This is a genomic window from Tenacibaculum crassostreae (assembly GCF_964512405.1).
Lineage (GTDB): Bacteria > Bacteroidota > Bacteroidia > Flavobacteriales > Flavobacteriaceae > Polaribacter > Polaribacter crassostreae.
This window is the reverse complement of record NZ_CAZELE010000005.1, coordinates 137,899-153,603: the sequence shown is the minus strand read 5'-3', so window position 1 is coordinate 153,603 and position 15,705 is coordinate 137,899. Positions and strand designations below refer to the sequence as shown.

General features: G+C 31.0%; 13 protein-coding genes. 8 read left to right on the top strand and 5 right to left on the bottom strand.

Annotation, left to right across the window (positions count from 1 at the left end):
• Positions 1–41 precede the first annotated feature (41 nt).
• Positions 42–2,060, bottom strand: coding sequence for a VWA domain-containing protein (locus ACKTST_RS06035; protein WP_408046849.1), 2,019 nt, complete (start codon positions 2,058–2,060; stop codon positions 42–44).
• 130 nt (positions 2,061–2,190) lie between these two features.
• On the opposite strand from ACKTST_RS06035, the gene ACKTST_RS06030 reads away from it, so the two are divergent.
• Complete coding sequence (locus ACKTST_RS06030; protein WP_408046848.1) at positions 2,191–2,529, top strand: hypothetical protein; 339 nt, start codon at positions 2,191–2,193, stop codon at positions 2,527–2,529.
• Here the strand turns inward: ACKTST_RS06030 and ACKTST_RS06025 are convergent.
• The gene (locus tag ACKTST_RS06025) at positions 2,522–2,920 is read right to left on the bottom strand and encodes a group III truncated hemoglobin (RefSeq protein WP_408046847.1); all 399 of its coding nucleotides are present in this window, start codon (positions 2,918–2,920) and stop codon (positions 2,522–2,524) included. The two genes, ACKTST_RS06030 and ACKTST_RS06025, sit on opposite strands and share 8 nt — an antisense overlap.
• A gap of 71 nt (positions 2,921–2,991) precedes the next feature.
• Between ACKTST_RS06025 and ACKTST_RS06020 the strand changes: the two genes are divergently transcribed.
• From ACKTST_RS06020 to ACKTST_RS05995, 6 genes are all read left to right on the top strand, one after another.
• A complete protein-coding gene (locus ACKTST_RS06020; protein ID WP_408046846.1) occupies positions 2,992–3,588 on the top strand; it encodes a Crp/Fnr family transcriptional regulator in 597 nt (198 codons plus the stop codon).
• Positions 3,589–3,660: 72 nt separating this feature from the next.
• A complete protein-coding gene (gene purB / locus ACKTST_RS06015) occupies positions 3,661–5,004 on the top strand; it encodes an adenylosuccinate lyase (RefSeq protein ID WP_408046845.1) in 1,344 nt (447 codons plus the stop codon).
• Positions 5,004–5,420: a hypothetical protein gene (locus ACKTST_RS06010; RefSeq protein WP_408046844.1), complete on the top strand. Its 417-nt coding sequence runs from the start codon at positions 5,004–5,006 to the stop codon at positions 5,418–5,420. The genes purB and ACKTST_RS06010 overlap by 1 nt, the downstream gene beginning before the upstream one ends.
• A gap of 2 nt (positions 5,421–5,422) precedes the next feature.
• The gene (locus tag ACKTST_RS06005) at positions 5,423–6,199 is read left to right on the top strand and encodes a TerC family protein (RefSeq protein WP_408046843.1); all 777 of its coding nucleotides are present in this window, start codon (positions 5,423–5,425) and stop codon (positions 6,197–6,199) included.
• A gap of 76 nt (positions 6,200–6,275) precedes the next feature.
• A complete protein-coding gene (locus ACKTST_RS06000) occupies positions 6,276–6,596 on the top strand; it encodes a hypothetical protein (RefSeq protein WP_408046842.1) in 321 nt (106 codons plus the stop codon).
• Positions 6,597–6,655: 59 nt separating this feature from the next.
• On the top strand, positions 6,656–8,917 hold the full coding sequence (locus tag ACKTST_RS05995) for a TonB-dependent receptor (protein ID WP_408046841.1): 2,262 nt from the start codon (positions 6,656–6,658) through the stop codon (positions 8,915–8,917).
• 70 nt (positions 8,918–8,987) lie between these two features.
• Here the strand turns inward: ACKTST_RS05995 and msrA are convergent, their stop codons facing one another.
• Entirely contained in the window at positions 8,988–9,644 is a 657-nt protein-coding gene (gene msrA / locus ACKTST_RS05990) for a peptide-methionine (S)-S-oxide reductase MsrA (protein WP_408046840.1), read from the bottom strand.
• A gap of 140 nt (positions 9,645–9,784) precedes the next feature.
• Here msrA and dnaX point away from each other — a divergent pair, with 140 nt between their 5' ends.
• A complete protein-coding gene (gene dnaX, locus ACKTST_RS05985; protein WP_408046839.1) occupies positions 9,785–11,479 on the top strand; it encodes a DNA polymerase III subunit gamma/tau in 1,695 nt (564 codons plus the stop codon).
• On the opposite strand, the gene ACKTST_RS05980 is transcribed toward dnaX, so the two are convergent.
• Together ACKTST_RS05980 and pbpC are read right to left on the bottom strand one after the other, a co-directional pair.
• The gene (locus tag ACKTST_RS05980) at positions 11,468–13,294 is read right to left on the bottom strand and encodes a cation:proton antiporter (RefSeq protein WP_408046838.1); all 1,827 of its coding nucleotides are present in this window, start codon (positions 13,292–13,294) and stop codon (positions 11,468–11,470) included. The two genes, dnaX and ACKTST_RS05980, sit on opposite strands and share 12 nt — an antisense overlap.
• A 58-nt stretch (positions 13,295–13,352) precedes the next feature.
• Complete coding sequence (gene pbpC / locus ACKTST_RS05975) at positions 13,353–15,704, bottom strand: penicillin-binding protein 1C (protein ID WP_408046837.1); 2,352 nt, start codon at positions 15,702–15,704, stop codon at positions 13,353–13,355.
• Position 15,705 lies beyond the last annotated feature (1 nt).

Below are 15,705 nucleotides of genomic sequence, written 5' to 3'. Positions count from 1 at the left end.
GGTAACTATACTTCTTTATCCAATGAAAACCGATTGGTTTCTTAGATTTTACCATAATATTTTCTGATAAACCATTCTGCACTTAAAAAGGCAACTATCAAAAATAAAATCCATTTCCAATCTATTAAATCTTGTTCTTTAGAAATTGATTTTTGCGTGGTATAATACGATTCATCGTTAATCAATTCTTGCAATAATTGATTAATTGAATTTGGATAAAAAACAGCTCCGTTTGTTTTTGTTGCTAATGATTGTAATTTTTGCTGATTTGCATTGGTAAACTGTTCTTCTATCTGATAATCAGTAATTTTAAACTCACCATAAGCGTTTATTTTTTGATTGACTACCGAAACTTTGTAGGAATAATCACCTGAAATCAAACCTTCTACAGATACTTGGTATGAATTGTTAATCAACGAAAATGGTAACTTTTTTTGCTCTTTAGTTTCTTTATTAGTTAGCGTAAGTTCTAAATTAGCTCTGTTATCAAACTGATAATTTTTATCTACATAAAATGCAGAAATAGTAATAGGCGCATTTGCTGGATACAATCGTTCAGAAGTAACCTCTAACCTCTTTCTCTTTTTGTTGGAAGCTAAATACTGTACCAAATTACCTATAAATTTGTCGAAAGTTTCAAAATTTTGCTCTTTTAAATAACTTGAAGCTCTCCATTTCCAAACTCCTTCACCAAACAATACTGCACTTTTCTTTTCATTTTCTTCAAACGTTGCTAATAAAGGTTGTGTGGTTTCTACTCCTGCAAATTTTTGATATAACAATCCTTGTACTTCTTTCTTTAATTGAACCTCTCCGAACTTATCTTCTAAAGGAGGAAATCCTTCAAAACCAATATCTTCTTGCAAAAAGGTTAAAAAATTAGGATTATAAACAGGACTATATTCTTCTTTCTGATTAATTGCCTTCTTCTGAACTCCTAAATTTTGAGCATTGATAAAATTCCAATCGGTTTTTGTACCTGAAACTAGCAAATAATTAGATGATATTTTCTCAAATACATTTTTAAAAGATCCATTTGGTTGATACAAAACATACATTTGATAATCTTCAAAATTTATATCATTATCTTGAATAAATTTGATATCAACCTTTCGTTGTTTGTTACTTTCAATTGCTTTTTTTAATGCTCCTAAATCTGGATGCAAAAAAGAACCTAATAATAACACTTTGGTTTGTTCATCAAGAACTTCAACAGAAAAACTCTTGTAATTATTCTTTGTGTTTTTTTCGTTGTCTATTTTACTAATAGAAGCTGTATAATAATGTATTCCTTTAGTTGAAGAAAGCAAATTTGTAGAAACCGTTTGCGTAGGATTTTCAGGCGAAAATTCAACCTGCTTTGAAAATATTCTTTTTCCGTTTTGAAGTATGGCAAAGGTAGATTTCACCCTTTCTTTTCCTTCATAGTACAATAATGCTTCAACAGGAAACTTGTTTTCTAAATAACTGTATTTATTAACATTTAACTGTGAAATTTGCACATCTTGATATTGAGTTGTATCACCTACTATTACTGGAAAAATCTTATTAGCCGAGTGAATAAACTCATAATCATTTCCTTGAGTTTGATTACCATCAGTAATTAAAATAGTTACTGATTTAGTCTCTTTATTCAGTTCATTAACAGCATTTATTGCTTTGTAAATATTAGTATGTGTATCTGAAAAAGAAAGAGAATCTAAAACGCTAATTTCTTTTCCAAATGAAAAATACTGTACTGCAAATTTTTCTTGAATTTTATTCTGATTTTGAACTTCTGATAATAAATTTCTAATAGTTTTATCTTCTTTAAAAAACTGTGTAGAAAGCGAATTATCTACCAATACAGATAATACTGGTTTGATGTTTTCTGTTTCTAATGTTTTTATTTTAGGGTTGATGAGTAATAATCCTATTAAAAAGAGTGTCAACGCTTTTAAAGCAAATAATAAGATATGTACTTTAGGAGTTCTTTTTATTTTGTAGAAATATTGAAAAAAAGCAATAGCAACACTTAATAAAACTGCTAAAACTAAATATATGAGAGTTGACGTTTCCAAATAAACTATTTTAATATGTGAAGATAAAAAAAGCTATGAAATAAAGAAAGACATCCGCTTTTTCATTTATGATTTAGGTCATAAATTAACTTGAATATGCCTAATAACTTTGTCGTAAAATATATCAGGCATGAATACAGTACAACAATTAACGGTAAACAATACTACTAGTAAAAAACTAAATGTAAACCTTATAACTGCTATAAATAACAAAATTAAAGCTCATGAAAGTAACGCAATTGGTATATCTGTAATATTAATAATGGTAGGAACAATGATTGCTTCAATTACAGCTGCACTAGCCGCTCATGAAAAAATTAATATGTTCTTTTTAATGTTTGCATGTATATCTGCAATGGGTGCAAATGCAGCAGCAATAAGTCAACGTTCTTTTAAAACGGTAGTTTGGGCATTTATAATCAATATTATAGGAAATATTTTATCAATTATCTATTTACTAACTATTTAGGTTTGGCTTCAAACATTTTAAAGAAAAGCATGGATGCAATATTTCGTGCTCTTTCTTTAGCTTCGTGAGCTTTTATACCATCAAAAAGTTCATCAACCGTTTCAAACCACAATTGTAACCAACGTCCAAAATGTTCTTGATAAATTGAATAATCAAAATCTTTATCAACATCTTTATGGGCTTTCATTGGGTTTCCTTTAAATTTTCTAACAAAAAACAAATTGGTTTCCCAAAAATCGGTAAGTTTTTCTAAATGGCTATCCCAAGTGTTTTCAGGAATCGTTTTTAAGAAGATTGGTCCTATAAAATCATCTTTTCTTATTTTATCATTATAAAAAGTTGATACTAGCTTATAAACATCTTCTCTATTTTGAATATCTTGTTTATCCATTTATAAATTATAATTAAAATCCGCCTCAAAAGTATATCTTTAGGCTACCGCAATTTATGACTTAAATCATAATGATACCAGAAGAACTCTTATTAAAATACAACGCTGAAACTAAAGATTTCAAAAAAGAAGAATCCATTTTTTCTGAAAAGCAAACTGCACATTATTATTATCAAATAGTTAATGGTGCAGTGAAAATGAATAACTTTAATGATGACGGTAAAGAGTTTATTCAGGGAGTTTTTTATAAAAACCAAAGTTTTGGAGAGCCTCCACTTTTTATCGATGTAAAATATCCAGCCAATGCAGTTACTATATCTGACAGTACAATTTTAGCTTTATCAAAAAAAGACTTATTTAAATTATTACAAGACAATCCTGAAATTCATTTAAAAATTACTCAAAGTTTAGCAAAACGTTTGTACTATAAAGCAATTATTGCTTCTGAAATTTCTAGTCAAGAACCAGCGCATAGAATTCTTAGATTTATTGATTATTTAAAAGAAGATGTCTATAAAGTAACCGGTAAACATTCGTTTAAGGTAGAGTACACTCGCCAACAAATAGCAGATATTTTGGGGTTACGAGTAGAAACCGTAATTAGAGTAATTAAATTATTAGAAAAAAATGGTGATGTAGAAATTAACAAACGAAAAGTGTATCGCTAAAATTTTCATTGGTTTATCTCTTAAAAAGATAAGTATTTTCTATTTTTGTGCCTTTCAACACAACAACAAAAAATGAACTTAACAGAATTAAATGCCATCTCTCCTATTGATGGTAGATACCGCAACAAAGTTGCTAGTTTAGCTAACTATTTTTCAGAAGAAGCACTAATAAAATACCGTGTAAAAGTAGAAATTGAGTACTTTATTGCTTTATGCGAGATTCCTTTACCTCAGTTGGCTGATTTCAATAAAGATTTATATGCTGATTTACGTACAATTTACACAGCTTTTTCTGCGGAAGATGCTTTAAAAATTAAAGAAATAGAAAGCGTTACCAATCATGATGTAAAAGCTGTTGAGTACTTTATTAAAGAAAAGTTTGACAAGCTAAGCTTGAATGAATATAAGGAGTTCATTCACTTCGGATTAACGTCTCAAGACATTAACAATACTGCTATTCCGTTATCTATTAAAGATGCGATGGAAGAAGTTTACTACCCTACTTTAGATAGTTTAGTTTGCAAATTAGCTGATTTATCAGAAGAATGGGAAAACGTACCTATGCTAGCAAGAACTCACGGGCAACCAGCTTCTCCTACTCGTTTAGGAAAAGAGTTTTTCGTTTTTGTAGAGCGTATTAACAATCAGGTAATTCACATACAACACACACCACATGCAGCGAAGTTTGGTGGTGCTACGGGGAATTTTAACGCGCACAAAGTTGCGTATCCAGATATCGATTGGAAAAACTTCGGAACTCATTTCGTGGAAGAAGTTTTAGGTTTACACCATTCATTCCCTACTACTCAGATTGAGCACTACGATCATATGGCGGCTTTATACGATGGATTAAAGCGTGTTAATACTATTTTAATTGATTTAGACCGTGATGTTTGGACGTATGTTTCTAACGATTATTTCAAACAAAAAATTAAAAAAGGTGAAGTTGGTTCATCTGCAATGCCACATAAAGTAAATCCGATAGATTTTGAAAACTCTGAAGGAAATTTAGGAATTGCTAACGCTATTTTTGAACATTTGGCAGCTAAATTACCAGTTTCAAGATTACAACGTGATTTAACTGATAGTACGGTATTACGTAACGTTGGAGTTCCTTTTGGACATACATTAATTGGTTTTGCTTCTACTTTAAAAGGGTTGAACAAGTTATTATTAAACGAAGCTAAATTTGCTGAGGATTTAGAAAATAACTGGGCGGTAGTGGCTGAAGCTATTCAAACTATTTTACGTCGTGAATCCTATCCTAATCCTTATGAAGCTTTAAAAGGATTAACACGTACTAACGAAAAAATCAATAAAGATTCTATTGCTAATTTTATTGATACCCTGGACGTTTCAGAAGCAATTAAAAATGAATTAAAACAAATTACACCATCAAATTATACAGGTATATAATGAAATATTTACTTACTTTTTTAGTTATATTTTTAGCAATTTCTTGTACTTCAGAGAAAAATGGAGATCCTACTCGTTTTGTTCATGGAACATTTGAAGTTCCAGCAAATGATAACATAGGAAAATCTATAATCGTAAGAAAAGATAGTTTACAAATAGAAACATATACTAAAAAAGTAAGTGTTAAAAATGGTAATTTAACTACAGCAAAAGAAGATATTCATATCGATACTTTTTATATTAAGTGGAAAAACAACTTCGCCTATACTCTGCGAATGAAAAACCCGAAAACAGATTTAGATAAAGATCCTATATTTGTTCAAATAACAAAAGTAACCGATAGCTCCTATAACTTTACAGCAAGAATCGGTTACACTAATTTTAAACCTAAAGGAACTGTATTTAAAATTAAATAACTATGGAAATATTTTTACAAGCCGACACTTGGATTGCCTTACTTACACTAACTTTTTTAGAAATAGTATTAGGTATAGATAATATTATATTTATCTCTATTGCAGCAAATAAATTACCCGAAAATCAACGTAAAAAAGCTACAAACATTGGTCTTGTTTTAGCAATGATATTACGTATCATTTTACTTTTTGGTATTGGTTATTTAATTAAAATGAAAGAACCATTCTTCCACATAGATTTATCATGGATTAAAGCTGGAGTAACAGGTCAAAGTTTAATTTTATTTGCAGGTGGTATTTTCTTATTATATAAAAGTACTCAAGAAATTCACCATAAAGTTGAAGGACATGATGATGATGAAATTGAAGGACAACCAAAAAAAGGATATACATTATCTCAAGCTATTGTTCAAATTACATTAATTAACATCGTGTTTTCTTTTGATTCAATTTTAACAGCTGTAGGTATGACCAATGGTATTGAAGGAGCGATGATAATTATGGTTGCATCGGTAATTTTATCAATGGTTATTATGATGTTGTTTGCTAATCCTGTTGGTAAGTTTGTAAATCAACATCCAACAATTCAAATGCTTGGGTTAGCATTTTTAATTTTAATTGCCTTTATGCTTATTGCTGAAGGAGCACATTTATCTCATGCTGAAATATTAGGTTCAACAGTAGGTGTAATTCCTAAAGGATATCTATACTTCGCTATTGCTTTTTCTTTAGGAGTAGAAATGTTAAACATGAAAATGAGAGGAAAATCTAACAAATAATAGTATTTTCTTTCTTAAAACATAAAAAATCTGGTAGTTAATAACTATCAGATTTTTATTTTATACATTTGCTGTAATGTTACGTTTCAAAAAACATATCGCCTTACTAAGTATTTTTATGCTACTGTTACCAACAATAGTATTAACGGCACATCTTTTTGAAAATCACGAACACACAGTTTGTTCTTCTGTAAATGATCACCACTTTCATGAAAAAGAACTCGACTGTTCTTTAGATCATTATCATTTTAGCACTTTTACTTCTAAAGCTGCTGAAAGTTACACTGTAGTTCCAAAACACTTTTACAAAACAGATTACGAGACACAACCTCAGTTAATCTCTTTTGTTTATGTTGATAAAAAATCTTCCAGAGGCCCTCCAATCGTTACTATTTAATCGCATTGTTGTTTTAATACAACTCAAACTTTTTAAATAAAATAGTAACATACAATTACATGAATAAAATATTAAATCTCCTATTATTTATGGGAGTATCTGCTATATATGCACAAAACAGTTTATCAGGAAAAATTACTGATACCGATAATAATCCTCTTTTAGGAGTAGAAATTTACTCTGAACAATTGCATAAAGGAACCGTTACCAATGAAGACGGAAGCTATACTTTACAAAATATCCCAAACGGAAAAGTAGCTATCAATTTTACTTTTTTAGGATTTAAAAGTGTTTCAAAAGAATTTACATTTAATAACGAAAATGTTTCTTTTGACCTTAGTTTAGAAGAATCAATTTTTAAGATTGATGAAGTTATCATTTCTACACCCTTTAACAAGTTACAATCAGAAAATGTAGTTAAGGTTGAACGTCTTTCAGCTAGAGCTATTCAAAAAACGGGTGCTACTACCCTATCTGAAGGAATCACAAATATTGCCGGAGTTTCACAGGTTTCTACAGGAACTTCTATCGGTAAACCCGTTATTAGAGGTTTAAGTGGAAATAGAGTTTTGGTATATACTCAAGGAATTCGTTTAGAAAATCAGCAATTTGGTGGTGAGCATGGTTTAGGTATTAACGATGCTGGTATTGAAGGAATTGAAGTTATTAAAGGACCAGCATCACTTTTATACGGTTCGGACGCTTTAGGAGGTGTTCTATACATTCAACCAGAAAAATTTGCTCCTGAAAACAAAACAAAACTAAATTTTAATCAGCGTTTTTTCAGTAACACACTAGGAACCAACACATCCATTGGTTTAAAATCTTCAGTTCATAACTGGCAATTTTTAGCAAGAGGAACGTATGCGCAACATTCAGACTATAAAACTCCTAATTATAGAGTTACAAATACACGATTTAACGAAAGAGACTTAAAATTAGGTATTGGTTTTCACGAAAAGAATTTTTCTTCTGAATTACGTTATAACTTTAATAATTCGAGATTAGGATTAACCGAAGGAATTGGAGAACAAACAAAAGAAACACATCTAGAAGTTCCTTATCAAGATATTGATAATCATATTATCAGTTTACACAATCATGTTTTCTTTAAAAACTCAAAATTAGATATCGATTTAGGATATACAATTAATAATAGAAAAGAGTTTGAAGAACACGAAGAGCATGTTGAAGGTGAAACTGAAGAAGAACATGAAGTGCACGAAGAAGGCGAAGCGGCTTTAAACATGAGACTTAAAACGTTTAGTTACAATGCTAAATACCACCTTCCTAAATTTGGGAAGTTTGAAGTATTAGTAGGTACACAAGGATTAAGTCAAACAAACACAAATTTTGGAGAAGAATTGTTAATTCCAAATGCAACAATGAATGACTTTGGTTTGTTTGCCACTACCAATTTTGAATGGAATGAAAATACTTCTTTACAAGCGGGTATTCGTTACGACAATAGAACAATTACTACAGAAAGACACGAAGTAGTTCATGAAGCTGAGGTGCATGTTTTTGAAGCTATTGATAAATCATTTAATAGTTTTACTGCTTCTTTTGGAGCAAAAACTAAACTTTTTGATGTTATTAGTACTCGTTTAAATATTGCTAGCGGATTTAGAGCTCCGAACCTTGCTGAATTAACTTCAAACGGAGTTCATCATGGTACAAATCGTTTCGAAGAAGGAAATAACAACCTTGTAAACGAAAAAAACTTACAGTTTGATCTTTCTTTTGATTATAATGCTGAACATTTTGAATTGTTTGCAAACGGATTTTACAACAAGTTAAACGATTATATTTATCTGTCTCCTACTGGTGAAATAGAAGATGAAGCTCCTGTGTTTACGTATTTACAAGAAGATGCTAAATTGTATGGGGGTGAGTTTGGATTCCATTTACACCCACACCCATATGACTGGTTACATTTAGAAAGTAGTTTTGAAACTGTTATCGGTAAGCAAAATAACGGTGATTATTTACCTTTAATTCCAGCAAATGCATTGAAAAATACTTTACGTACAGAATTTTCAAATGATTCATGGTTACCTCACGGATATGCTATGGTTAGTTTACACTCTTTCTTTAAGCAGGAAAATGTTAGTCAATTTGAAACATCTACACCAGCATATAACTTAGTAAATGTTGGTTTAGGAGGTGATATAAAAGTCAATAAATATACGTTTACAACTTCATTATCAGTAAATAATTTATTTGATAAAAAATACATCAATCACCTATCTCGTTTAAAAAGTGAAAATATTTTTAACCCTGGTAGAAATATTGTTTTAGGTCTTAACATTACTCTATAATAAAAACAGCACCCTAATAAAATTGTTAGGGTGCCTCTTTATATAAACAAACTTTAACTTAATAAAGTTTTTATTCTTTTTCTCTTTTAAGCAACTCAGGAAATTTCTTTTTAAAGCGATTCAATCGAGGGATTGAAACTCTTTGTACATATGGATTTTCAGGATGCAACCTCTCATAATTTTGATGATAATCTTCCGCAGGATAAAACTTATCAATCTTCTTGACTTCTGTTGCTATCTTACCTTTATAAACTTCTTTATTCAGTTTTTTAATAGTATTATCAATTACTTTCTTTTCTTCATTGGTGTCATAAAAAGCTATCGAGCGATATTGAGTTCCATAATCAGGATGTTGACCGTTTTTGGTTGTTGGGTCATGTGATCCAAAAAATACCGTTACTAAAGTTTCAAAACTTACTTCTTTAGGATTATAATACACAGCTACCGTTTCAGCATGTCCTGTTGTACCTGTATTACTACTTTTATAAGTAGGGTTTTTAGTATGTCCACCAGCATATCCTGATACAGCTTCCTCAACTCCCTTTACACTTTCAAAAATTGCTTCTACACACCAAAAACAACCACTTGCAAAATATGCTACTTTCGTATCTTTTGTTGAATAATTTGATAATACATTTTTTTCAAGTTTCTTTTCCGTAGAAAAGCCAAATAAAATTGTAATTAAAAAAACACCAATTATAGATGCTGTTATCTTTACTATCTTCATAATTTATCGTTATATACTGTCTTTGTCGTTCTAAAATCTACTTTTATACAATTGTTTACAACTTTAATATTTCCTTAAGAAATTTGTTTGCGAGTTGCCAATGGGTTTTCTATTTTTGTTCGTATAAAGATTAAGTTTTAATGGAACATTTTATAGTATCAGCACGTAAATATCGTCCTCAAAATTTTGAAGATGTGGTAGGGCAACAAGCTATTACCAATACGTTAGAAAATGCTATAAAAAACAACCATTTAGCACAAGCTTTATTGTTTACAGGTCCTCGTGGAGTTGGTAAAACATCGTGTGCTCGTATCTTAGCAAAACGCATCAATCAAGAAGATGCAACTACAAATGATGAGGATTTTGCTTTTAATATTTTTGAATTAGATGCAGCATCAAACAACTCGGTTGATGATATTCGTAATTTAACCGATCAGGTTCGTATTCCACCACAAACAGGAAAATACAAAGTATATATTATTGATGAGGTTCATATGCTTTCGCAAGCAGCTTTTAACGCTTTTTTAAAGACTTTAGAAGAACCACCTGCACATGCTATTTTTATTTTAGCAACTACCGAAAAGCATAAAATTATTCCAACAATTTTATCACGTTGTCAAATTTTTGATTTCAAACGAATAGGTGTTTTAGATGCTAAAGAGTATTTAAAAACAATTTGTGCTAAAGAAAATATTACTGCTGAAGATGATGCACTACATGTAATTGCTCAGAAAGCTGACGGAGCAATGCGTGATGCTTTATCAATTTTTGATAGAGTTGTAAGTTTCTCTGGAAATAATTTAACTCGTGAAGCGGTAACTCAAAACCTAAACGTTTTAGATTACGACGTATATTTTAACATAACGGATTTACTACTTGACAATAAAATTCCTGAAGTGTTAATGGCTTTTAATGATGTGTTGAGCAAAGGTTTTGAAGGACATCATTTTATTAACGGATTAGCTTCTCACTTTAGAGATTTGTTAGTTGCCAAAGATCAAGCAACTATTGCTTTATTAGAAGTTGGTGATAACACCAAAAAGAAATATTTAGATCAAGCTACAAAGGCTAGCATGCAGTTTTTAATGTCAGCTATAGATAAGGCAAACGATTGCGATTTAAAATATCGAGGAAGTAAAAACCAACGCTTATTGGTAGAACTTACTTTAATGCAAATTGCCTCTATCACTTTTGATGGAGCAAAAAAAAAATCTAGCAACTACATAATTCCCGCTACTTTTTTTACTTCTCTTTCTCCTTCAGTTAAAAAAACTGAAGTAAAACCAGTTGTTCCTAAAACTCCAGTAAAAGTTGTAGAAAAACCAACTACTATAAGTTCTTCTGAAGTACCTAAACCAACTTTAAAGAATGTTAAACGTCGTACTTCTGCGTTGTCTTTTAAAAGTTTACAGGAAAAGAAAGAAATTAAAGTAAATTCTGATGAAGAAGAAAATTTCGACAACCATCCAAAGGCGTTATTTTCTCATGATGATTTAAAAGATGCGTGGAAAAAGTATTACTTTCAACTACAACGATTAGGTGAACAAAGTATCGCTGCTATTTTAGCTTCAGACGAACCTAAACTACTAGAAAATTTTACTATCAATTTTGCGGTTCCTAGTGAATTAATGAAGTCTCAATTAGAAAAAGGAAAACCAAAATTATTACGTTTTTTAAGAGAAAAACTTAACAACTACGGTATTCAAATTAACGTTAAGGTTAATGAAACTATAGAAAAAAAGTTTGCCTATACACCACAAGAGAAGTATGACAAACTTAAAGAGAAAAATCCTTTACTTGAAAAGTTAAAGAATACTTTTGGTTTAGATGTTTAAGTTCTTACCTATGTAAACAATAACCCAACCATCTATTTTCTTTACATCGTGCTCAAACTCTGAAATTAATAAGATTTCATTAGTCTTTTTATTCTTAACTAAAACAGGAATAGACTTTATTTCTTCGTGAATCTTTTCAATCTTAGTTTTATATTCTTGTACAGATTCTACCGCTGTTTCATGAATTTCTGGGAATTCTCGTACCGCTTCCATTATGTTGATATAATCATCTTCTACAGTAAATAAATGATCTTCATCTTCATAATCTTTCGTAATAACTTCTTGTGAAGTTGCTAAACGATAAGCACCTTGTTCACCAAAAATTGAAGAAAAATTTGAAATCACATATTTGTTGATTGAATCACTACCTGTCATTGCTATTAAATAACCTACATCATTCAACTCAATATTATCAGTAAGTTCTTCATCGTAAATATTTACTTCTAACGACTCAATTCCTTCACTTTTGGCCTTTTCTATATTCTCAGCATTCGAATCTATTAAAACTACTCTGCGTTTATTATCTTTTAAATACTTAGCTACCAATCTTGCCATATCTGAAGCACCAACAATCATAATTGCGTTAGAACGCTTTAAAAACACTCCTACTGCTCTTGCAAATAATCTTGCCGTTGTTGCATTTAATAACACTGTGCCTAGTACCACCATAAATACTAACGGTGTAATATATTCTGCCCCATCAACACCTTGTTTTAACAGTTTTCCTCCAAAAAGAGAAGCAATACCCGCTGCTACAATACCTCGGGGTCCTACCCAACTTATAAATAACTTTTCGTTTACTTTTAGGTTAGATTGAGAAGTACTTAAAAAGACTGCCAACGGTCTTATTATAAAAACTATTAGAGCAAAAAGTAATAATGTTTTCCATTCATAAAGTAACATCATCTCTTTAAAGTCAATGTTTGCTGATAATAAAATAAATAGAATAGAAATTAACAGTACACTCAATGATTCTTTAAAATATAATATCTCTTTTAAGTTTTTTAACTTACTATTTCCTAACACCATTCCCATTACTACTACTGCTAATAATCCTGATTCGTGAGCAAATAATTCAGATTCAACAAATACTAATAATACAGTTGATAATGATACTACATTTAGTAAATAATGTGGCACCCATTTTTTATTGATTATAAAAATTAAGGCATGCGCAAAGGTGAAACCGAAAGTAGTTCCGAATAAAATAATCTTTAAGAACTCTAATAAAGCGGTTTGTGTAAAGCCTGCTCCTCCACCTACACTTATAAACTCAAAAACTAATACGGCAACTAAAGCTCCGATAGGGTCGATTAAAATACCCTCCCACTTTAAAACTGCTGATACATCTTTTTTTAGAGGAATGTTTCTTAAAATTGGTGTTATAACGGTTGGTCCTGTAACAATAATTAATGCTGAAAATAAAAAAGATAATTCCCAGCTTAATCCAAAAATATAATGAGCTGCAATACCTGCACAGAAAAATGTTACTGCTGACCCTAATGTTATCAGTTTTGTAATAACTGGTCCTACATTCTTAATTTCTCCTCTTCGTAACGTTAAACCTCCTTCAAAAAGAATTATACTAATAGCTAATGATACAAAATAGTACAAGCCTTCACCAGGAAACAACCCTTTTTCTCCATTCCAAATGGGTTCTATCCATTTGCTTCCATCTTCATTAAAAAACTCTGATGCAATAGGACCTACTAATAAACCAATTAAAATTAAAGGTAAAATCGCTGGAATTTTAAACCTCCATGCTACCCATTGTGCTAAAATTCCTAAAATAATTATCCCCGCTAGTTCTAACATAACTTATTTTTAAAAAACTAAAATAATCATTTTAATATAAAAACAAATTCAAACAGAATTAATTTTTAATTTCAAGAATTCTATCTACTTCATTACCAAAATCATCAACTACTGTTACTTTATAAACTCCTGATTTTGGTTGTACAGAAAGTTCATGATAATTTTGTGTAGACTGGATAAATTCATCGTTCAAATACCAAAAAACAGTAGTATTTTGATTGGAATGTGTGAGTTTTAAAATAATGCTACTTTGTTGGCCACTAATATCCTTGGTAAGAGAAATAGTTGATTTGTATTTCGTCGGAAAAATAAAATCCATTTTGTTAGATGACAACTCATTACAATCACTCCTGAAGCTTGGCAAAGGTCGATAATCTGAATTGTTTTGCTGGTAATACAATGCCATTAAAGGAGGTAACACAAACCAAGGTTTAGATTTGATTGCTGAAACAGGCTCACAATTAGAATTCACTCTAAACTGTTCATTTTTATCTACTTGTACCAATTGATGGTACGGGCATGATTTACCGCGAATACCGTTTTTAGGAATACGTTTTACTTCACTCTCACAAATAGGCAACGCCAAACAACCACTTTTTTTACAGATGTTCTCTTCAATTAAATCTTCAAAAGGCTCTAAAAACCAATCCGATTTTGGCAATACATCAAACACATCAAATAATAATGGAGCAGCACTCCCTACTCCAGTTAAATCGGGTCTTCCTTCTCCATCTGAATTCCCAACCCACACTCCTACCGTGTATTTTGGCGTAGTACCAATAGCCCAAGCATCTTTATTCCCAAAACTAGTCCCAGTTTTCCAAGCTATCTTTTGTGAAGAATCGTAATATTTCCATGCTTGATCGGTTTCTGGTCTGTTAACTTCTGTGAGTACTTGTAATGTTGTATACGCTGAACCTGCATCAATCGTTTGAAAATTCTTCTGAAGTTTTCCTAAATCAATTTTATCTTCCTTTCTATACACAGGTTCAACAAATTCTTTTTGATAATACTTATACTTAGTAATATCAAAATGATTAACAATACTCGCATAACCAGTAAAGGTTTTACACAAATCCCATAAACTGGCTTCGGCTCCACCTAAAATAAGTGATAATCCATAATAATCAGCCGATTTGGTAATATCATTTATGTGATAATCTTGTAAATCACTTCGAAATTTTTCCAGTCCGTAACGTTGTAACATTCGTACTGCAGGAATGTTCAAAGAACGTGTTAACGCTTGATTTGCAGGTACAGCCCCATCAAAGGTTAAATTGAAGTTTTTTGGGGAATATCCAGCAATTTCTGTAGGAACATCAGCAACTAATTGTGTAGGTAACAAATCTCCCGACTGTAACATTTGAGCGTACAATAGTGGTTTTAGCACACTTCCTGTGCTTCTGGCAGAAATCACATTATCTACGTGCTTATGGTGTGGTGTATCTGTAGGTGAATTACCAACATAAACTAAAACCTTACGAGTTTCAACATCTAACACTAGGACAGCTAAATTGTAAACTTCGTTTTGTTTTTGACGTTCATAATGTCTTTTTGCTAAATAATTTACTTGACGTTGTAAATGTGAATCAATAGTAGATTGAATTCGCTCTCCTCTATTTTTCTGTCCTAAGTGTTGTACAAAATGGAGTGCAGTTTGCGGCAACGGATACGGTTTTTGAGGCAGTTCCTCTTCAATAGCCAACTCATACGTTAACTGATCTATTATTTTTTTATTTAATAGTTTTTTGAGTAAGCGATTTCTTTTTTGTTTAAGTTTTTGCTGATTCTTTCCCGGGTAAATTAATGATGGAGCATTCGGTAATACTGCCAATGTTGCACTTTCTGCCCATGATAATTGATGTGGTTGCAACCCAAAATATCGCCACGATGCCATTTCTAATCCCACAACATTTCCTCCAAAAGGTGCGTGAGAAGCATACAAGTTTAATATCCTTTTTTTAGAATATCGAAACTCTAATCGGGTAGCTAATACCAATTCTTTTAGCTTCTCAATATAGGAACGTTGTTTATTTTTACGAGATAGACGAACAACTTGTTGTGTAAGTGTGCTTCCTCCTCTTACCACTTTTTGGACTTTGATATTCTCCACCAATGCTTTTCCTATTGAAATAGGATTAAATCCGAAATGATGATAAAAATGAGCGTCTTCAAACTGTAAAATACAATGCTCAAATTTCGTAGGAACTGAATCTAGCTCAGGAAAACGCCACTGACCATCTTTAGCAATAATAGCTCCCAACAATTCATTATTACTGGCTGTAACAACTGTGGATGTTGGGTTTTTAAAAAGTTGTTTTGGTAAGCAGAAATAGTAAAGTATCAGCAACAAAACTATTGCAGATACCTTATATTTATTTCTAATAATAAATTGCTTTACATTTTGCATT

Excerpts from the sequence above, each read along its gene's own strand:
- ACKTST_RS06000 (WP_408046842.1), top strand. The coding sequence starts at position 6,276 with ATGTTACGTTTCAAAAAACATATCGCCTTACTAAGTATTTTTATGCTA.
- ACKTST_RS06005 (WP_408046843.1), top strand. The coding sequence starts at position 5,423 with ATGGAAATATTTTTACAAGCCGACACTTGGATTGCCTTACTTACACTA.
- ACKTST_RS05980 (WP_408046838.1), bottom strand. The coding sequence starts at position 13,294 with ATGTTAGAACTAGCGGGGATAATTATTTTAGGAATTTTAGCACAATGG.
- ACKTST_RS06025 (WP_408046847.1), bottom strand. The coding sequence starts at position 2,920 with ATGGATAAACAAGATATTCAAAATAGAGAAGATGTTTATAAGCTAGTA.
- ACKTST_RS06020 (WP_408046846.1), top strand. The coding sequence starts at position 2,992 with ATGATACCAGAAGAACTCTTATTAAAATACAACGCTGAAACTAAAGAT.
- ACKTST_RS05995 (WP_408046841.1), top strand. The coding sequence starts at position 6,656 with ATGAATAAAATATTAAATCTCCTATTATTTATGGGAGTATCTGCTATA.
- ACKTST_RS06010 (WP_408046844.1), top strand. The coding sequence starts at position 5,004 with ATGAAATATTTACTTACTTTTTTAGTTATATTTTTAGCAATTTCTTGT.
- dnaX (WP_408046839.1), top strand. The coding sequence starts at position 9,785 with ATGGAACATTTTATAGTATCAGCACGTAAATATCGTCCTCAAAATTTT.
- purB (WP_408046845.1), top strand. The coding sequence starts at position 3,661 with ATGAACTTAACAGAATTAAATGCCATCTCTCCTATTGATGGTAGATAC.
- pbpC (WP_408046837.1), bottom strand. The coding sequence starts at position 15,704 with ATGCAAAATGTAAAGCAATTTATTATTAGAAATAAATATAAGGTATCT.
- ACKTST_RS06030 (WP_408046848.1), top strand. The coding sequence starts at position 2,191 with ATGAATACAGTACAACAATTAACGGTAAACAATACTACTAGTAAAAAA.
- msrA (WP_408046840.1), bottom strand. The coding sequence starts at position 9,644 with ATGAAGATAGTAAAGATAACAGCATCTATAATTGGTGTTTTTTTAATT.